The following is an 18,175-nucleotide window of genomic DNA, read 5'->3' on the forward strand; positions in this document are numbered from 1 at the left end:
TGCCCGTCGGCAGCCCGGCACCAGCCAGACCCCGGTCGTCGCGTTCACCACTCACGAGGGCGCGTCCGCTTGGAGCCGTAACCCGAAAAAGCAGTGGCCGCGCGGGCTCGGGGCCACATAGGTTCGCCTCCATGGTTGACGCAACTTTCGGGCATCCGCGCCTCGCAGCCATCTACGACCCACTCGATCCGGACCGCAGCGATCTCGACGCGTATCTCGCGATGGCGGAGGAGTTCGGGGCGCGGTCCGTGCTGGACATCGGGTGCGGTACGGGCGTGTTCGCGCTGCTGCTCGCCGGGCGCGGGATTACGGTCACCGGGATCGATCCCGCGCGGGCGTCTGTCGACGTCGCGCGTGGCAAGCCGGGCGCGGAGCGGGTGCGCTGGCTCGACGGCGACGCGGGGGACCTGCCGCCCATGCAGATCGACCTGGTGACGATGACCGGGAACGTCGCCCAGTCGATCGCCGATCCGCAGGCGTGGCGTACGACGCTGCGCGGCGCGTACGAGGCGCTGCGGCCCGGCGGGCGGCTTGTCTTCGAGACGCGCGATCCGGCGCAGCGCGTGTGGGAGGAGTGGGCGGAGTGGACGCGCGAGACCACGTACCGCATGACGGACCTCCCGGGCGTCGGTCACGTCGAGACCTGGGCCGAGCTGACGGACGTGAGCCTGCCGCTGGTGAGCTTCCGGGGTACGCACGTGTTCGCTGCAGACGGGGACGTACTGACCTCGGAATCGACACTTCGCTTCCGCGCACGTACGGAGATCGAGCGGGACTTGCACGAGCACGGCTTCGTCATCGAGGACGTACGCGACGCACCCGACAGGCCGGGCAGGGAGTTCGTGTTCGTGGCGCGGCGCGGTACCGCGGAGCCCGTCCCTCCCGGAATGCCCTAGGGAACGTGCGCACCACACAGCGCCGGGCAGACGGGACCTTGAAGACACTCCCCAGCGCGTTGATGAAACCACCGGCAAGCGCAAGCGGTTCTCTTCGGCGATCTTCCGGCCCTGGTGCCGCACGTCCCCGAAGATCGCTGAGTTGCTGCCTCTGCTCTACCTGCATGGCCTGTCCTCCGGGGACTTCGTGCCCGCGATGGAGCAGTTCCTCGGCTCCTCGGCCGGGTGTCGCCGGCCACCGTGACCCGGTTGACAGCGCAGTGGCAGGCCGACCACGCCGTGTTCCAGGAACGCGACCTGTCCGGCACCGACTACCCCGATTCAGGCTTGCTGCGCGACGTCCTCGGCCAGCTCGGCGAGGGTTCGCTCCGCCAGCGACCGCGCCTCCGGCGTGCTGTCGGCCCCGGCAAGGGTGATCGCCGCCTTCCAGGCCGCCCAACCCTGGGCGCGGTGCCAGGTGTCCTGGTCCAGACCGGCCGCGCGGACGAACAGCGGACGCGTCTCGCGGTCGAACATCGTCCACGCGGCCACCAGGTCGCAGGCAGGGTCCCCGACGGCGGAGCAGCCGAAGTCGATGACCGCCGAGAGCCGTCCCTCGCTCAGCAGCAGGTTTCCGGGTGCGATGTCGCCGTGCAGCCACACCGGTGCCTCGATCCACGAAGACTCCGTGGCGCGGCGGACGCACCGCTCGCCCACCTCCCGCACTTCGGGCACGAGCCCGGCGAGAGCCAGGATGGCTTCGTCGGCGTAGACCGTGAATTCGGCGCCACGCGAGGAGTTGTGCGTCCCCGGCGGCGGGGCGTCCTGCGTCGGCGTGGCGCGCAGGGCCGTCAGGAACTCGCCCAGGCCCACCGCGACAGCGGCCAGATCGGCTTCCCCGGCACCGGCGCGGTTCAGCGTCTGCCCGGGGTACCAGGCGTACACCGACCACGGACCGTCGAACAGCGGGCCTGGCGCACCCTTGGCGACCGGCTTCGGGATCGGCAGTGGCAGCACTTCGGCGAGCACCGGCAGCCAGCGGTGCTCTTTCTCGACCTGGGCGTCGTAACCCCGCGCGCTGGGTATCCGGACCGCGAGGTCGGAGCCAAGGCGGAAGGTGCGGTTGTCCCAGCCCTGCGGCTCGACCGGGCAAAGCGGCAGCTCGGCCCACTGGGGGAACTGCTCGCGCACGAGCCGGCGCGCGAGGTCCAGGTCGGGCACCGGCCGCTCGGCGGTGGGCACGGAACTGTCCTGGCTGGGGCTCATGGCGGGATCTCCTGCGGAGGTATCGGTCACGTCGATCACTGGTCACGGGTCGAGTACCGGTCACGGTCGGTCAGCGGCCCCGGGACCGCTCCGGCCGGCCGGGCGAAGCGGGTGCCTTCGGCGGACGGGTCCCGCCGCACCGTAGCGGCTGAAGCGGGGGACGAGCCGCGTAAGGGATCCGGCGAGCATGATCACCCCAGCGCCCAGCCCGGCCACGGCGCCCACCCCGACCAGCGCCGCAGCGGGCACAGCCCCAGCCATCCCGACGGGCTCCACAATCCGGGGACGGCGGCGTCGTGCAGCCTGCCCCGCGCGTCCGGCGGGCACGCGTGGTTGAGTGCGGTGTACCACCACACGCCGTGCAGGGTGATGCCCACGCCCCCGACCACGGCCGCCGCGATGTCGGCGTCGACCAGCCGGACCGCGCCGAGGCCGTCCCACAGACGCAGCGCCGGCATCTGCTCCTCCGTATGCCGGTCGGGCCAGGTCAGCTTCAGCGCCGGCGGCTCGCCGTCTCGGCCGACCGGCACCACGAGGCTGTGGTAACCGTGCATGGGCTGCCCGTCGACCTCCAGGTTCCACCGGTCGCACCACTCGGCGCCGGTGTCCGGCAGGGCCGCCGGCCACCGGCGCCCCGCCTCGCCCTGGTGCTGCCGGCGGTCGAAGCCCCGAAGGGCCTCGGGCACCTCTACCGGCTTGCGTTGCTGTGGACCTCAGCAGTCACCGCATCTCCCTCACGATCACAACTGTGCGCGGCGAGAGGTTGCCGCGCTTTGGAAGGGCGGAAGAGCCAGGGCCCGTCCGGTGGGCGGGGAGGGCACCGGACAGGCCCTGGCTGTCTCAGGGGGTGGATCGGGGCGGGCAGTTGTCCGACGTTCTTTCCTGTGGTGGCTATGCCGAGAGCCAGGCTGCCTGGTCAGGTGCCAGCAGGTCGTCTTCTACGGGGCCGCTGGAGAGCAGGATCGAGGCGTGTTCGGGGAGTGGGTACGGCTCGGCGGAGAGGTTGACCACGCAGGTGAAGCCTTGGCCGCGACTGAAGGCGAGGACTCCCTCGGGGCTGTCCAGCCAGGTGAGGGTGCCGTCGCCGAGGGCGGGGTGTTCGCGGCGCAGGTGCAGGGCCGTGCGGTAGAGCTCCAGCATCGACGTCTTGTCGCCGGTCTGTGCCTGCACGGTGCGCTCGCCCCAGTTGGCGGGTTGGGGGAGCCAGGGGGCGGCGGAGGCGCCGTCGGGGCTGAAGCCGAAGGGGGTGGTCCGGCCGGACCAGGGGATCGGAACCCGGCAGCCGTCCCGGCCGCGGTCGGTGTGGGCGGAGCGTTCCCAGATGGGGTCCTGGAGGACGGATTCCGGGAGGTCCTCGACCTCGGGCAGGCCGAGTTCCTCACCCTGGTAGACGTAGGCGCCGCCGGGGAGGCCGAGCATCAGCAGGGCCGCCGCGCGGGCGCGGCGGGTGCCGAGGGCCGGGTCGGGGGGTCCGTCGGGTCGGTAGGGCTCGGTGGGTGACCAGCGTCTGACCGTCTTGCGGGCGTAGCGGCTGGCGTGGCGCATGACATCGTGGTTGGAGAGCACCCAGGTGGCCGGCGCGTCGACCGCGCTGAGGAGAGTGAGCGAGTCGTCGATGACCGTACGTAGGTCCTTCGGATCCCAACTGGCCATCAGAAAATCGAAGTTGAAGGCGGTGTGCAGGCCGTCCCCGCGGACGTAGGCGGCGAGGCGCTCCGGGGTGTCCGTCCAGGCTTCCGCCACGAACGCCCGGTCGCCCCCGTACTCGTCGGCCAGCCGGCGCCAGGTCCGGAAGATGTCGTGGACCCCGTCGCGGTCCCAGTGCGGGTGTCCCGTGTCCTGGCGGGGTGGCAGGTCGGGCAGTTCGGGGTCCTTGATCAGGCCGTGCGCCACATCGATACGGAAGCCGTCCACGCCCCGGCTGAACCAGAACCGCAGGATCGACTCGAACTCCTCCCGCACTTCCGGGTGTTGCCAGTTGAGGTCGGGCTGTTCCGGAGCGAACAGGTGCAGGTACCACTCGCCGTCGGGCAGCCGGGTCCAGGCGGGGCCGCCGAAGACCGACACCCAGTTGTTGGGCGGCTGAGTGCCGTCGGGACCGCGGCCGGGGCGGAAGATGTAGCGCTCCCGCTCCGGAGTGCCGGGGCCGGCGGCCAGTGCCGCCTGGAACCAGGCGTGTTGGTCCGAGGTGTGGTTCGGGACGATGTCCGGGATGACGCGGATCCCGTACCCGTGTGCCTCCTCGATGAGCTGCTCGGCCTCGGCGACGGTGCCGAACAGCGGGTCGATCTCGCGGAAGTCGGCCACGTCGTAACCGTGGTCCGCCATCGGGGACTTGTACCAGGGGTTGATCCAGAGGGCGTCCACACCGAGCGACTTGAGGTACGGCAGACGGGAGCGGAGGCCGACGATGTCGCCGACGCCGTCACCGTTGCCGTCGGCGAAGCTGCGGATATAGACCTGGTAGATGACGGCGCTGCGCCACCACGGTGCGGTGTTACCGGTTGTCGGCATGCGGTTGTGCACTCCTTCGGTGGGGGCGCGGTGCGGGTCGCTACGGGTTCGCCCGCCGCTACTCCTTGACGGCTCCGGCGTTGGCGCCCCGGACGAAGTAGCGCTGGAAGCAGAAGAACAGCACCGCCACCGGCAGCGTCGACAGCAGGGCCGCCGCCAGTTTCAGCGGGTACTGGGTGCCGCTGCCCAGGCCACCGGAGACGAACCGGGCCAGTCCGGTCGTCAGCGTCTCGTACTGGGCGGACTGGGTGGCGACCAGGAAGTGGGTGAACTCGTTCCAGGAGCCCTGGAACGACAGGATGGTCAGAGTGATCAGGGCGGGCCGGGCCATCGGCAGGACCACCGACCAGAAGGTGCGGAACACCCCGGCGCCGTCCACCCGCGCGGCTTCCTCCACTTCCCGCGGGATGGACTCGAAGAACTGCTTCATCATGAAGATGCCGCCCGCGCCCACCAGCATCGGCAGGATCATGCCGGTGTAGGTGTCGAAGAGCCCGAGGGTGTTGAGCACCAGGAACCGCGGGATCAGCAGGGCGATGCCGGGCACCGCCATCACGGCGATGACGAAGCCGAACAGCAGCGTGCGTCCCCGGAAGCGCAGCCGGGCCAGCGCGTACCCGGCCATGGAGTCGAACAGCACATGCCCGGCCGTGGCCACGACGGCGATGAACGTCGAGTTGCCCAGCCAGCGCAGGAAGGGGACGCCGTCCCCGTTCTGGCTCAGCCCGAACAGTCGCTGGTAGGAGGCGGTCGTCGGCGGGGACGGGATCAGTCCGAGGGGGTGGGCCGCCGCGTCCGGGTCCGTCTTGAACCCGGTAACGAGCTGGATGACGAACGGCATCAGATACAGCAGCCCGAGCCCCAGCACGAGCGTGTATCCAAGTATCCGCAGGTGCGTCGGGTGCCGTCCGAGCACGGGGCGTTCCTGGGCCCGGACGGCCGTGGCCTTGGCCTTCATCGGTTCCTCCCGAGACGGAGACGGATACGGGAGCTGGGCCGGGGGGCGCGCTCGCGCAGCGCCCAGCGCTGCAGCACGGTCATGGCCAGGATCAGGGCGAGCAGGATGAAGGCGATGGCCGCGCCCTGGCCGAAGTCGCCGTCACCGAAAGCCGCCGTGTAGGACAGGAAGGCGGGCGTCAGTGTCGTGTTGGCCGGGCCGCCCTGACTCACGACGTACACCTGGTCGAAGACCTGCCACGAGCCGATCATGCCGAGTGTGAGGACGAAGAAGAGTACGGGTCGCAGGGCGGGCAGCGTCACATGGCGCAGCAGCTGCAGACGGTTGACGCCTTCGATGGCGGCCGATTCCTCCAGTTCCCGGGGGACGTCCTGGAGGGCGGCCAGGAAGATCAGCATCAGGGTGCCGGACGTCGTCCACACGGCGAGCACGATGAGCGTGCACATCGCGACGGACGGCCCGGACAGCCACTCGAACCACGAAAGGCCCATGAAGGAGTGGTCGGCCAGGAATCCCGAGGGCCTGTCGGGGTCGACGATGCCGAGGGCGCCGAGCAGGAGTGAGAGCACGCCGCGCGAGTCGGCGAACCAGTTGGGTCCCTTGATCCCGGCCCAGGACAGCAGCGTGTTGACGGCGCCGCTGCCCTGGAACAGGAAGAGGAAGATGGTGGAGACGGCGATGGAGCTGGTGACCGACGGGAAGTAGAACGTGGTGCGCAGGGCGCCCCGGGCGCGCAGCAGCCGCTGGTTGACGATCATGGCCAGGCCCAGCGCGAGGCAGGTCTGGAGCGGCACGGTGAGCAGCACGTAGTAGGCGGTGTTGCGCAGCGAGGTCGTGAACAGCGTGCGGTCCAGGCCGTCCTCGGTGAGGAGTGCGCGGTAGTTGCCGAGGCCCACGAACGTCGCCTGGCCGCTGAACGGGTTGGACTGGCCGTCCCAGTTCAGCAGGCTCACCCAAGCCGCCATCAGGATCGGCAGCACCAGGAACAGGCCGAGGATGATCACCATGGGGCTGACGAACAGCCAGCCCCAGAGTCCTTCCCGGCGGCGCCCCGCGCGCGGGGCGAGGTGTGCGCGGGGCGCCGCGTGCGGACCGGTCCCACCGGGCGTGTCAGGTGTGCCCGGTGAGCCGGCCGTTCGGGGGTCCGCAGCTGCGGACGCCGGGGTGGCGGTGGGGGTGGCGCCGCCGGGCGCCCGGCTCGAGCGGCGCGTCGGACGGGAAACCATGGCGGCTCATTCGCCCTTCGCCAGGGCTTGTTCGCCGTTGCGCTGCAGGTCGGCGAGGATCTTCGCCGGATCGCCGGTGCGCAGCGACTGAAGGCCGGTGTTGAACTGGCCGAGGACCTTCTCGAAGCCGGGTATGGTCACCGGGCCCTGGGCGTAGGCGTTCGCGTCGACCCATGCCTTTGCGGCGGGCACCTTGTCGGCGTAGGTGGCCTGGGCGCTGGTGCGCGAGGGCATCACGCCGAAGGCGTCGGCGAACTTCAGCTGCTGGGTGGCGGAGGTCAGATACTTCACCAGGTCCACGGACGCGGCCCGGTGCGTGCTGTCCTGGGCGACACCCCAGCAGGTGCTGAAGGCGAGCGAGCCCTTCCCTGCTGGTCCTTCGGGCAGGGGCACGGCCTTGTACTTGATGTTCGGGAAGTCGAGCTTCATGGCGCCGGTGAGCCAGTTGCCCTCGATGGTCATGGCGGCCTTGCCCTTGCCGAACGCCTCACCGCCCCATGCGGTGTCGACCTGCTTGGCGTACTTCAGGGAGCCATCTTTCAGCAGCGACTGCACATAGGTGAGCGCTTCGATGTTCTGGCTGCTGTCGGCGGTCATCTTCGTCTGGTCGGCGTTGGTGATCGCACCGCCGGCCTCCTTCATGAAGGCGCCGAGCCGCACGTACTCGTCGTTGGTCACCAGGCCCGTGACATCACCGCTGGTGAGCTTGGCCGCGACGGTCTTCAGCTCGGCCCAGGTGGTCGGGTAGTCCTTGTCCGTCAGCCCGGCCTTCTTCCACAGGTCGGTGTTGATCGCCAGCGCGAGCGTGGAGGTGTCCTTGGGCAGACACATCAGCTTCCCGTCGTAGGTGAAGGACGACCGCAGCGGCGCGGCGAAGTCGTCGACGTCCTTCACCTGGTCGCCGTAGGCGTAGAGGGAGCCGCCCTTGGCGTAGTTGGCGAACAGGTCGGACGGAACGTAGAAGACGTCCGGCGGATTGCCCCCGGCGAATGACTGCGTGAGCTGCTGGTTGAGATCCTTGGCGAGCTCCACGGTCACCGTGTTGCCGGACTGCTTCGCGTACGCGGCCACGGCCTCCCTGACGGCCTTGGTCTCGGCGTCGCCCGAGGTGCCGATGAGGACCGTCAGTTTCTGGCCGGAGCCGGTGTCCTGCTGTGCTTCCTTGCCGCCGCCGAAACTCGACGAGCAGCCCGTGGCGGCCAGCAGCGCCGCGCAGGTGACGATGGCCGCGGTGGCCTTTCGGTTGACCATGGAAATCCTCCGTGGGATGCGGGTGTGACGTGCGGCTCCACCCGGTCCGCGCGGGATGCGGGTCCGGGGTGGGGGGGAGGAGAGGGAGAGGTCTCGAAGATGAAGGGGTGCCGGGCAGACTGGTCACCCGGCCTGGCGGCTGCTGTCCGGGGCAAGGGAGGGGGCGCCGGAGCGGCTGCCTGGTCAGGGCGGCTGCACTCGGCTCCGGGCGCCCAGCGGCTGCTACTCGGCTAACTCGGTCGTGTCCGCGGTGCCGTCGCACGGTGCGCCGCTGCTGTCGCGCACGACCAGGGACGGCTCCAGCAGAAGGCGCTCCGGCGGTGCGTCTGGCGCGGCGATCCGCGCCAGCAGCAGCCGTACGCACTCCCGGCCGACATCCTCCAGCGGCTGGGCGACGGAGGTCAGTGCGGGGAAGAGGTTCTCGGCGGTCGGCGAGTCGTCGAAGCCGACCACGGCGACATCGCGGCCGGGGGCGGCGCCGCGCTCGCGCAGCGTCTGGTAGCAGCCGAGGGCCAGCATGTCGCTGGCCGCGATCACGGCGGTCGCGCCCGCGTCCAGGAGCGGTTTCACGGCGGTGCGGGCCGCGTCGATGTCACCCACCGTCTGCGCGCGCCGCCCGCGGGTCGGCAGTCCGTGCCGGCGCATGGCCCGCTGCCAGCCCTCGGCACGGTCGTCACCGGAGCCGGAGCCGCGTTCCCAGCCCAGGAAGGCGATCTTGCGATGCCCGAGGGCGACCAGGTGCTCGACCGCGGCGTCCGTGCCCGAGGCGCCGTCGACGTCGACCCAGTCGCCGATCTGCCGCCCCGACCAGATTCGGCCGAAGGCGACGAACGGTACACCCCGCTTGGCGAGCCACGCCTGGCGCGGGTCGTTGCGGGCGGTGCCGCTGAGCACGAAGCCGTCGACCTCGTGCTGGTCCAGCAGTTCCTCGTACCCCTGAAGGGTCGGGCCGCCGGGCGGGCAGGCGAACAGCAGGATCCGGTATCCGGCCTCATCGGCGGCCTGCGACAAGGCGTGCAGGAACCGGTCCAGGACCGGGTTGCTGCTCAGTGTGGGCAGGATGCCGTAGCCGATCAGCTTGCTGGAGCGGGTGCGGAGCGTCTGCGCGGCGCGGCTGGGGCGGTAGCCCATCTCCTCGATCACGCGGCTCACCCGCTCCAGGGTCTCGGGACGCAGCATGCCGGGCGAGTTGATCGCGTTCGACACGGTCTGCGGGGAGACCCCGGCCCGGGCGGCGACCATCGCGAGGGTCGCCGGGCCGTTCTTGGCCGAGGCAGTGTTCTTGGCGCGGGGCATGCGGCTCTCCGGCTTGCTGAGGAGATGTGGGTCGGTTTTAGCGTTCCAAAAGCGTTGTCATCGCTCTGACGTTTGACTTAGTGTCCTTTGAACGATCTAACGCTGAGAGGTTCTACTTCCTTGGACACCACTGTCAAGACCCAGGACACCAACGGCTCGGTCACGGCGCCCTCCTCCGCGACCGGCGGCCTGCAGCCGTTCCTGCATGACGCGGTCGTCACACTGCACGCGCCGAGCCTCGTGATCTCGAGAGAAGACGGGCAGCTCAGCGGGGGTGCGGACGGCTTCTACCACGGCGACCGACGGGCGCTTTCCCGGCTGACCGTCACCGCCGAGGGCATCGCTCTGGCGCCCGTTCAGGGCGGGCTGCGGGGCGCGGACCGCGCCGGCTTCCGGGCGGTCCTGCGCGGGCTCGGCGAGGTGACACCGGACCCGGCCGTCGCCCTGCACCGCCGCCGCAGCACCTCCGACGGCCGCTTCGAGGAGGTCTTCGAGGTCACCAACGCGGGCGGCGAGCACGTCCGCCTCCGGCTGACGGTGAGCGCGGGCACGGACCTCGCCACCATGGAGCAGGTCAAGTCGGGACACGTCATCGCGGAGGCGTCGCCGCAGGTCGCGGACGGCGACACCGTCGGCCTCGCCTGGTCCACGGACGACTTCACCGTACGACTGGCCGCCGAGCCCGCACCGGACGCGCTTCAGGTGCCGACGGGCGAACTGTCCTACGACATCGACCTCAAGCCCGGCACATCGTGGACGGCGACACTGACCTGCACCGCCACCTACGCGGACGGCGACCAGTTCCCGGCGCCGCCCGCGGGCCGACTGCCCTGGCGCATCCCCGTGCTGCGCAGCGCGGACCGTCGCTTCGACCGGTGGCTGGAGCAGTCCCTCGCCGACCTGGACCGGCTGCGCCTGACGGACCCGCGGTCGCCCGACCCGGACCGCCCGGACCAGTTCCTGGCCGCCGGCGCCCCCTGGTTCCTGACCCTCTTCGGCCGCGACTCGCTCTGGGCCGCCCGCATGCTCCTCCCGCTCGGCACCGAGCTCGCCGCCGGAACCCTGCGGACACTCGCCCGGCGCCAGGGCCTGGTCACCGACTCGGCCACGGAGGAGCAGCCGGGCAAGATCCTTCACGAAGTGCGCCGCGACACCCTCCAGATCGCGGACCGCCTCTCCCTCCCGCCGGTGTACTACGGCACGGTGGACGCCACACCGCTGTGGATCACCCTGCTCCACGACGCCTGGCGCTGGGGTCTGGCCCCGGAGGAAGTCGAACTACTGCTGCCCCACGCCGAGTTGGCGCTCGCGTGGATGCGTGACCAGGCAGACGCCAGTGGTGACGGGTTCCTCAAGTACGTCGACCAGACCGGCCACGGCCTGTCCAACCAGGGCTGGAAGGACTCCGACGACTCCATCCGCTACCGCGACGGCCGCCGCGCCCACGCTCCGATCGCGCTGTGCGAGGTCCAGGCGTACGCCTACGAGGCCGCACGCGCCGGAGCTGCGCTGCTGCGCGCGTTCGGCCGCCCGGGCGCGGACGCCTGGGAGGACTGGGCGGACCAGCTGGCCGCCCGCTTCCGGGCGTGTTTCTGGGTGGAGGACGAGAAGGGTCCGTACCCGGCGGTCGCGCTCGACGGCGACGGCAGGCCGGTCGACTCGGTCACCTCTGGCTTCGGCCACCTCCTGGGCACGGGCCTGCTCAACGCGGAGGAGAGTGCGCTGCTGGCCGCCCGGATCGCCGGGCCCGACCTCGACGCGGGGCACGGTCTGCGCACTTACAGCAGCGACGCGGTGGGCTACAACCCGTACGGCTATCACGTCGGTTCGATCTGGCCGCACGACACCGCGATCGCCGTACACGGCCTGATCAGGGCCGGCTTCCCGGACGCCGCGGCATCCCTGGCCGACGGCCTGTTGACGGCGTCGGCAGCATTCGACGCCCGCCTGCCCGAACTCTTCGCAGGCCACGGCACCGAGGCGGGCCCCGGCCCGGCCCCCTATCCAGCGTCCTGCCGTCCCCAGGCGTGGGCGGCCGCGTCCTCGGTCCTCGTGCTTCAAGCGGCCTTGGGCCTGAACGCGGACGTCCCGGGCGGCACGGTCACCGTGGCCTCCACGTTCGCCCGGAACTACGGACCGCTGTCCCTGAACGGGTTCCAGGTCGATGGGAACCGACTGGACGTCACGGTGACAGCGGACGGAGCAGCGCAGGTGACGCCACCGGGGGAGTTGGTCGTGACCATGGCCTGATGTGACTGAGCGCGCTACGTGGTGCTGGCCGCCCATCCGGACACGCGGTCAGAACCCGCTACATGGCCATCACATGACGAGGGCGGGGTCGGAAACCCCGCCCGCTACTCATGAAATCCCAGGTCAGAGCCACACCAGGCAATAAGGCTGATGCCCCGCCTCATGCAGCCGATGCGAGAAGTCCTGCCACTCATGAAGCCGATTGAGGGCGGGAGGGTGCTGGCCTGGGGTTTCTTGGCGATGTGTGCGCTGACCAGGGGAAACGTCTCTCCGTAGTTCTCACTGGTCTACGCCGTTTCCCGGGCTCATGTGCCCTGGATGTGCCCTCGGGCTCGATACGAGCGACTTGTGCGTGCCGGCTCGACAGCCGACTCGCCGTTCTCTGAGTGTGGTTCAGTCCCGGAGGTCTTGGACCATCACCGCGTACACGGGTGAGTCGGCGAATGGTTGTTGCTCGCCGACTTTGGAGTACCCCCACGACTCATAGAGTTCCTGCACCTTGGGGTGGGTGACGTCGACCAGGAGCACGGCGAGGTCTTCCGTACGTTCCTTGAGCAGCGCCTCGTGCAATCGCTCGGAGATGCCCTGCTTGCGCCAGCCGGGGCGGACCATCACCTCGGACACGGCATAGGTAGAGGTGTAGCCGTTGTTCGGCTCGTAACCCGTAGAGCGCCACCACTCCCGGCCAGGGGCGAGCTGGGCGCCGTAGGCGAAGCCGACGGGTTCCTCTCCGTCGTAGGCCACGACACAGGAGAAGCCCTCCATGCCGCTCCAGTGGTCGACGAACCAGGCGAAGCGCTGGTGGAAGGGGTCGTCCATCTGGTCGGCGTAGGCGTCGGCGTGTACGTCGATGAGCATCTGCCGGAAACCTTCGGGGAGGTTTCCGTGCTGGAAGTGACGTAGGTCGGTCACGCTCGACTCCATTCGGTTCGCATTCGGTCTGCCCAGTCTCGTGCGCAGGAGGTGGAAGGGGACAGGGCGAACAGGCCCCGGTGGAAGTCGCCGATGAGCGTGCGCATACGGCCGGGCAGGGGATCGCCATCCATGATGGTGAAGACGTCGGCGGCTGTCACTGTGGCTTGTTCGGCGTCGCCCTGGTGCAGTTGCGCGAGAGCAAGTTGGGCCGTTGCGAGCGCCCTGTTGCGCCGGAAGGTTGTCGGGATCTTGGCCAGGGCGCGGTGAGCCATGGCTTCGGCGTGGGCGTGGTGTCCGCTGTTGTAGTGGACGATGGCGGCGAGGTGATCGAGTTCGGCCTGGCCGTAGAAAGCTGTCCAGCGCGGGCGCTCGCGTTCCGGAGTCTTGGTGAAGGCGTCCTGGGCCGATCCGAGGGATCGCCCAGCGATGCGGCCATCGCCGAGTGCCGCGTAGGCGAGGGCGGCGCGGATACGACCCAGGGAGTCGAAGAACGGGTCACGTCGAGCGGCCGGGGAGGCTTGTGCGGCCTGAGCTGCCGCGAGAGCTTCCGGCCAGTTCTGGCGCTGGTAGGCGAGCATGGACAGGTTGACCCACACCCGCATTTCGGTGGGGCCGTCCTGGGATAGGCCGGCGTACGTCGCGGATTCGTTCAGGTGCCGTTGCGCCTGGTCGAGGTTGCGGGCGTCGATGCAGGACCAGGCCGCGATGGTGGAGTATTCAGCGGCCAGCGCGTACAGAGCTCGGCGGACGCGTTCGCCGGCGTTGCGCTGCTGCAACTCCAGTACGCCGTCGCGGCCTTTCATTGCCGCCTTCTCCAACTCCGCGTGACCACCCTGGCGGTCGTCGGCTGCGACGAGGGCGTTCATCCCGGTGGCGGCTCGAGCCACATCTGACATGCCGACCGCGCGGCGCTGGGCGATCTGGGGAACCGCGGCGGCTGCGGTCCCGGTGGCCGAAGCGATGAAGGTGCGACGCCGCACAGGGTCCTCCTGCGGGTGGTGCATGGTGCGTGGTGCGCTGAACCCTAAGACCGTGTCCTATGTGGTGAGGCGGAGGAGTCGTTTGTAGCAGCAGAGGGCGGCGGCGAGGCCGAGAAAGGCCAGGTAGTTGCGGGGATCGCGCTCGTAGCGAGGGCTGAGGCGGCGGTAGCCGGACAGCCAGGACATCGTTCGCTCGACGACCCATCGACGGCGCCCCAATCGTTCGCTGGACTCGATGCCTTTGCGGGCGATGCGCACGCCGATGCGCTTGCCGCGGAGCCATTTCCGCAGGTGGGGAATGTCGTACGCCTTGTCCGCGTGCAGGCGCTGGGGTTTGAAGTGGCGGCCGCGGTGGGGGTCGTGTCTCGTTTGGTGACCGGCCACCATGGCCTTCAGGCCCTCGCTGTCGTGGACGTTCGCGGCGGAGAGGCCGACGACCAGGGGCAGTCCGTTCGCGTCCGACAGGACGTGCATCTTGGAACCCGGCTTGCCCCGGTCCACGGGGCTCGGACCTGTGTGTTCGCCCCCTTTTTAGCGCGAACGTGGGCGGTGTCGAGGACGACGCGGGTGACGTCGATGAGGCTGGCGTCGTCGAGCCGGTGCACCACCGCCTCGTGCAGTCGGCCCCAGACGCCGGCTCTGGACCAGATCAGAAACCTGCGGTGGGCGGTCGACTTCGATATCCCGAAGCAGGGAGGTAGTTGGCGCCAGGCGCAGCCGGACATCAGCACGTAGATGATGGCCGCGAACAGCGTCTCATCAGGAGTGTCCGGCGTTCCGCCGCCCTGCGGCCGCACCTTCGACGGTGGGATCAGCGGCTTGGCGATCTCCCACAGCCCGTCCGGAACAATCCAACTCCACGTACCCCGCCCCATGACCAGACCAACGACACCTCACCACATAGGACACGGTCTAACCTCATCCAGGAGGCCCTTCTTGGCTGATGTACGACCGCTGGCACAAGTCCCACCCCAAGCCCACCGAGGCCGAGTGCGGCGAACACAAGAGCCGTACGAAGCGGATAGTCCCTACCGCCGATCACGGCATCGGCAAGCGCTGGCAGGTCCGTTACCGCGACCTGGACGGCCGCCAGCGCAAGGAGAACTTCCACACGAAGGCCGAAGCGGACAACCGTGCCGCCGAGGTCGACGTCGAGATCCGGCGCGGCTCCTACGTCGTCCCGGCCGAGACGAAGCAGACACTCGGCGCCTACGCGCAGAAGTGGCTCGACGCGAACTCCGTCGGCCCCACGACCGCGCTCCGCTACGAGGCGACCGTCCGCAACCACATCGTGGAGCACCTCGGTCGGCGCGAGCTGCGGTCCCTCAACCAGCCCTCGATCATTCAGGGTTGGATCCGCACGCTCCAGGACGCGGAACTGGAAGTGTCGACGATCGAGGGCATCTTCGACATCCTCTCCAGCATCCTCGGCATGGCCGTGGAGGACGGGCTGCTGCCGAAGAACCCCTGCAAGTCGAAGTCGGTCAAGCTGCCGACGGCGACCAAGAAGAAGATCATCCCCTGGTCGTTGGAACGCGTACGTGCGGTCGTCGCCGGACTCCCGAAACGCTTCCAGGCAGGCGGCAAGCTCGCCTTCGGCTGCGGCCTGCGGCAGGGCGAGGTGTTCGGCTTCGCAGTCGACGACATCGACTTCAAGGGCCGCTGGATCCACGTCAACCGCCAGGTGCGGCTGGTCGGTACGAAGCCTGTCTTCGCCCTGCCCAAGGGCAACAAGATCCGGTCAGTGCCCCTGCCGGCCCAACTCGCCGCCACCGTCAGGGCCCACATGAAGGAGTTCCCGCCCGTCGCCGTCACGCTGCCCTGGGCCAAGCCGGACGGCGAACCGAAGACCTTCCGTCTCCTCTTCGTGGACGAGAAGAGCCGGGCCTACAACCGCAGCGTCTTCAACATGGGTGCCTGGAAACTCGCCCTGGCCGCCGCCGGCGTGATCCCTCCGCGCGAGCGCGGAGCGCGCTACCTCCAGGCGGCCCCGGAAGACGGTATGCACGCCCTCCGGCACGCCTACGCCTCCGTACTCCTGGACGCGGGGGAGAGCATCAAGGCGCTCTCCGAATACCTCGGTCACTCGGACCCGGGCTTCACGCTGCGGACGTACACGCACCTACTGCCATCCAGCGAGACCCGCACCCGCAAGGCGATCGACGACGCCTTCACGGAAATGGAAACGGAAGCGGGGACGGGAGCCGAGGCGGAAGACAACGGCGACCCACCCGTCGCCCAGGGCGCATCAGTGCCCCCAGTAAAACCAATGTGCCCTCAATGTGCCCTGGCCGCCTGACGGCCCCTCCCCGGCACCAAGGAGGGCGAGGCCCGAAGACCCCGCCCGATCCGCAAGAAACCCCAGCTCAGGGCCACACAAGGCAATACGGCTGATGCCCCGCCTCATGCAGCCGATGGCTGAAGTCCTGCCACTCGTGCAGCAGCTGGTAGACGTTGAACGCGTCCCGGGGGCCGCCGCGGTCCGGGACCGTCGACCAGATGAACGCCGCCGCGCCCACGGCCTCCTCGCCGATGCCGCGCAGGGGGTCGACGACCGTCATGGGGAGTTTGACCACCGCGTAGTCGGGGTGCAGGACGATCAGTTCCAGGGGCGGGACCTTGTGCAGGGGGACGCCCTCGATGCCCGTGAGGACCATGGCCGCCATGGTCTCGGGTTTGATCTTCGTGAACATGCCGTTCATGCCGAGCTCGTCGCCGCCGAGCTCCTCGGGGCGCATGGAGATCGGGACGCGGGCAGCGGTCGCGCCGTCGGGCGCACCGAAGTACTTGTACGTCACCCCCACCCGACCACCATTCCCGCTGCTCCCGGCCCGAAGATCGTCGACCTGACGTTCAGTACGTCCGGCGGACCGCTCCGGTTCACTCGGTACACCCTGTGTCTGACGCGGTTCCTGAGCGTCCTCCGCCTCGCGCCGGTGCCTTCCCCGCCGGGCACGTCGAGGACCCAGGTCATCAGTCCCCTCGCCCAGTCCGCCACCGCGATGCATATCTCCACCCGACTGCTTTTCTAGGACGCGTCGCCCCCGCCGCGCAACCCGATCATCGTGTCAGTGACCTCCCCCACGGCCGCCCGCCGAAACGTGCGCTTGAAACATCTGGCCGCAGGATCTCCGCAGCCTCCGACCACCCCGGGCGGTTTGAGCTGTGGGTATCAGGGTCCAGTCTCGCAGACGACGGGGACCGGAAGGCCGGTTGTCCCGTGCCCCGCCCGCCCACGCCCCTGGCCTACCCTGAACAGGTCACTGGCACCCGGAGCCCGACAGCGTCGGAGAAGGTCGGAGAGTCGCAGGTCATGAGTGAACTGGCATATCCGTATGAAGCCCCGGCCTCGCAGGCTCTTTTCGACCGTGCGGCGGCCGTCACGCCCGGTGGCGTGAACTCACCGGTGCGGGCCTTCCGGGCCGTCGGCGGCACGCCGCGGTTCATGGTGTCCGGCACCGGCCCCTATCTGACCGACGCCGACGGCAGGGAGTACGTCGACCTCGTGTGCTCCTGGGGGCCCATGATCCTCGGGCACTCCCGCCCCGAGGTCATCGCCGCCGTGCAGGACGCCGTCTCCCGCGGTACGTCCTTCGGTACGCCCGGTGAGGGCGAGGTCGCGCTCGCCGAGGAGATGACCGCCCGGGTCGCGCCGCTGGAGCAGGTGCGGCTGGTGTCCAGCGGGACCGAGGCGACCATGTCCGCGATCCGGCTCGCGCGCGGCTTCACCCAGCGCACCAAGGTGATCAAGTTCGCCGGGTGCTACCACGGGCACGTCGACTCGCTGCTCGCCGCGGCCGGCAGCGGCGTCGCCACCTTCGCGCTGCCCGACACGCCGGGCGTCACCGGCGCCCAGGCCGGCGACACCATCGTCCTGCCGTACAACGACCTCGACGCCGTACGCGAGGCCTTCCGGGCCCACCCGGGCGAGGTCGCCTGCGTGATCACCGAGGCCTCCCCGGGCAACATGGGCGTCGTACCGCCCGCCGAGGGCTTCAACCAGGGCCTGAAGGACCTCTGCGCCGAGAACGGTGCCCTCTACGTCTCCGACGAGGTCATGACCGGCTTCCGGACCAGCCGCGCCGGGTGGTTCGGGGTCGACGGCGTCGTCCCGGACCTGATGACCTTCGGCAAGGTCATGGGCGGCGGCTTCCCCGCGGCGGCCTTCGGCGGACGCGCGGATGTCATGGCCCACCTCGCCCCGGCCGGGCCCGTCTACCAGGCCGGCACCCTCTCCGGTAACCCCGTCGCCACCGCCGCCGGGCTCGCCCAGCTGCGGCTTCTCGACGACGCCGCGTACGCCAAGGTCGACGCCGTGTCGAAGGAGATCCAGGGGCTCGTCACCGAGGCCCTGACCAAGGAGGGCGTCGCGCACCGGCTGCAGACCGCCTCCAACATGTTCTCCGTGTTCTTCACCGACCGGCCCGTGCGGAACTACGAGGACGCCAAGGCGCAGGAGTCCTTCCGCTTCACCGCGTTCTTCCACTCGCTGCTCGCGGACGGCGTCTACCTGCCGCCGTCCTCCTTCGAGTCCTGGTTCGTGTCCACCGCGCACGACGAGCGGGCCGTGCAGCGGATCGCCGACGCTCTTCCGGCGGCGGCCCGGGCGGCTGCGGAGGCGACGGCGTGAGCGACGTGACGGAC

15 protein-coding genes and 1 pseudogene are annotated in these 18,175 nt (G+C 69.8%); 5 read left to right on the forward strand and 11 right to left on the reverse strand.

The genetic code is table 11. From position 1 onward, the window contains the following. The first annotated feature begins 131 nt into the window (after positions 1–131). Both ACFY9S_RS08190 and ACFY9S_RS08195 read left to right on the forward strand, forming a co-directional pair. Positions 132–896, forward strand: coding sequence for a bifunctional 2-polyprenyl-6-hydroxyphenol methylase/3-demethylubiquinol 3-O-methyltransferase UbiG (locus ACFY9S_RS08190; protein WP_149830129.1), 765 nt, complete (start codon positions 132–134; stop codon positions 894–896). Positions 897–948: 52 nt separating this feature from the next. Further along, a pseudogene (locus tag ACFY9S_RS08195) lies at positions 949–1,211 on the forward strand (transposase); the annotation flags it as partial. 6 nt (positions 1,212–1,217) lie between these two features. On the opposite strand, the gene ACFY9S_RS08200 reads toward ACFY9S_RS08195, so the two are convergent. The 7 genes from ACFY9S_RS08200 to ACFY9S_RS08230 form a co-directional block, all read right to left on the reverse strand. Next, a complete protein-coding gene (locus ACFY9S_RS08200) occupies positions 1,218–2,141 on the reverse strand; it encodes an aminoglycoside phosphotransferase family protein (RefSeq protein ID WP_356925324.1) in 924 nt (307 codons plus the stop codon). Between the two features lie 191 nt (positions 2,142–2,332). After that, a complete protein-coding gene (locus ACFY9S_RS08205; protein ID WP_356925323.1) occupies positions 2,333–2,827 on the reverse strand; it encodes an aminoglycoside phosphotransferase family protein in 495 nt (164 codons plus the stop codon). 205 nt (positions 2,828–3,032) lie between these two features. After that, a complete protein-coding gene (locus tag ACFY9S_RS08210; protein WP_391124356.1) occupies positions 3,033–4,655 on the reverse strand; it encodes an alpha-amylase family glycosyl hydrolase in 1,623 nt (540 codons plus the stop codon). A gap of 58 nt (positions 4,656–4,713) precedes the next feature. Then, complete coding sequence (locus tag ACFY9S_RS08215; protein ID WP_149830125.1) at positions 4,714–5,613, reverse strand: carbohydrate ABC transporter permease; 900 nt, start codon at positions 5,611–5,613, stop codon at positions 4,714–4,716. Next, the gene (locus ACFY9S_RS08220; protein WP_149830145.1) at positions 5,610–6,620 is read right to left on the reverse strand and encodes a carbohydrate ABC transporter permease; all 1,011 of its coding nucleotides are present in this window, start codon (positions 6,618–6,620) and stop codon (positions 5,610–5,612) included. The genes ACFY9S_RS08215 and ACFY9S_RS08220 overlap by 4 nt, the downstream gene beginning before the upstream one ends. Positions 6,621–6,845: 225 nt before the next feature. After that, positions 6,846–8,090, reverse strand: a complete 1,245-nt coding sequence (locus ACFY9S_RS08225) for an extracellular solute-binding protein (RefSeq protein WP_149830124.1) — start codon at positions 8,088–8,090, stop codon at positions 6,846–6,848. 222 nt (positions 8,091–8,312) lie between these two features. After that, a complete protein-coding gene (locus tag ACFY9S_RS08230; protein WP_391124361.1) occupies positions 8,313–9,386 on the reverse strand; it encodes a substrate-binding domain-containing protein in 1,074 nt (357 codons plus the stop codon). A gap of 120 nt (positions 9,387–9,506) precedes the next feature. Between ACFY9S_RS08230 and ACFY9S_RS08235 the strand changes: the two genes are divergently transcribed. Next, positions 9,507–11,636: a glycogen debranching N-terminal domain-containing protein gene (locus ACFY9S_RS08235; protein WP_391124364.1), complete on the forward strand. Its 2,130-nt coding sequence runs from the start codon at positions 9,507–9,509 to the stop codon at positions 11,634–11,636. A 393-nt stretch (positions 11,637–12,029) separates the two neighbouring features. On the opposite strand, the gene ACFY9S_RS08240 is transcribed toward ACFY9S_RS08235, so the two are convergent. From ACFY9S_RS08240 to ACFY9S_RS08250, 3 genes are all read right to left on the reverse strand, one after another. Further along, a complete protein-coding gene (locus tag ACFY9S_RS08240) occupies positions 12,030–12,560 on the reverse strand; it encodes a GNAT family N-acetyltransferase (RefSeq protein WP_149830121.1) in 531 nt (176 codons plus the stop codon). Further along, complete coding sequence (locus ACFY9S_RS08245; RefSeq protein ID WP_391124368.1) at positions 12,545–13,531, reverse strand: XRE family transcriptional regulator; 987 nt, start codon at positions 13,529–13,531, stop codon at positions 12,545–12,547. The genes ACFY9S_RS08240 and ACFY9S_RS08245 overlap by 16 nt, the downstream gene beginning before the upstream one ends. Before the next feature lie 57 nt (positions 13,532–13,588). Further along, positions 13,589–14,406 (reverse strand): IS5 family transposase gene (locus ACFY9S_RS08250; RefSeq protein ID WP_391124370.1). Its coding sequence is split into 2 segments (ribosomal slippage): positions 13,589–14,064 and positions 14,064–14,406, totalling 819 coding nucleotides; the frame shifts between segments, so codons are not numbered across the junction. Positions 14,407–14,474: 68 nt separating this feature from the next. Between ACFY9S_RS08250 and ACFY9S_RS08255 the strand changes: the two genes are divergently transcribed. Continuing rightward, on the forward strand, positions 14,475–15,830 hold the full coding sequence (locus ACFY9S_RS08255) for a tyrosine-type recombinase/integrase (RefSeq protein ID WP_391124373.1): 1,356 nt from the start codon (positions 14,475–14,477) through the stop codon (positions 15,828–15,830). Positions 15,831–15,897: 67 nt separating this feature from the next. Here ACFY9S_RS08255 and ACFY9S_RS08260 read toward each other — a convergent pair whose 3' ends face one another. Then, positions 15,898–16,335, reverse strand: coding sequence for a hypothetical protein (locus ACFY9S_RS08260; protein WP_102914261.1), 438 nt, complete (start codon positions 16,333–16,335; stop codon positions 15,898–15,900). Positions 16,336–16,844: 509 nt separating this feature from the next. On the opposite strand from ACFY9S_RS08260, the gene hemL reads away from it, so the two are divergent. Next, complete coding sequence (gene hemL, locus ACFY9S_RS08265; RefSeq protein ID WP_391124377.1) at positions 16,845–18,161, forward strand: glutamate-1-semialdehyde 2,1-aminomutase; 1,317 nt, start codon at positions 16,845–16,847, stop codon at positions 18,159–18,161. Positions 18,162–18,175 lie beyond the last annotated feature (14 nt).

The sequence above is a fragment of the Streptomyces sp. NPDC012474 genome, assembly GCF_042955185.1.
Lineage (GTDB): Bacteria > Actinomycetota > Actinomycetes > Streptomycetales > Streptomycetaceae > Streptomyces > Streptomyces cahuitamycinicus.

Excerpts from the sequence above, each read along its gene's own strand:
- ACFY9S_RS08210 (WP_391124356.1), bottom strand. The coding sequence starts at position 4,655 with ATGCCGACAACCGGTAACACCGCACCGTGGTGGCGCAGCGCCGTCATC.
- ACFY9S_RS08255 (WP_391124373.1), top strand. The coding sequence starts at position 14,475 with ATGTACGACCGCTGGCACAAGTCCCACCCCAAGCCCACCGAGGCCGAG.
- ACFY9S_RS08230 (WP_391124361.1), bottom strand. The coding sequence starts at position 9,386 with ATGCCCCGCGCCAAGAACACTGCCTCGGCCAAGAACGGCCCGGCGACC.
- hemL (WP_391124377.1), top strand. The coding sequence starts at position 16,845 with ATGAGTGAACTGGCATATCCGTATGAAGCCCCGGCCTCGCAGGCTCTT.
- ACFY9S_RS08200 (WP_356925324.1), bottom strand. The coding sequence starts at position 2,141 with ATGAGCCCCAGCCAGGACAGTTCCGTGCCCACCGCCGAGCGGCCGGTG.
- ACFY9S_RS08240 (WP_149830121.1), bottom strand. The coding sequence starts at position 12,560 with ATGGAGTCGAGCGTGACCGACCTACGTCACTTCCAGCACGGAAACCTC.
- ACFY9S_RS08225 (WP_149830124.1), bottom strand. The coding sequence starts at position 8,090 with ATGGTCAACCGAAAGGCCACCGCGGCCATCGTCACCTGCGCGGCGCTG.
- ACFY9S_RS08190 (WP_149830129.1), top strand. The coding sequence starts at position 132 with ATGGTTGACGCAACTTTCGGGCATCCGCGCCTCGCAGCCATCTACGAC.
- ACFY9S_RS08215 (WP_149830125.1), bottom strand. The coding sequence starts at position 5,613 with ATGAAGGCCAAGGCCACGGCCGTCCGGGCCCAGGAACGCCCCGTGCTC.
- ACFY9S_RS08220 (WP_149830145.1), bottom strand. The coding sequence starts at position 6,620 with ATGGTGATCATCCTCGGCCTGTTCCTGGTGCTGCCGATCCTGATGGCG.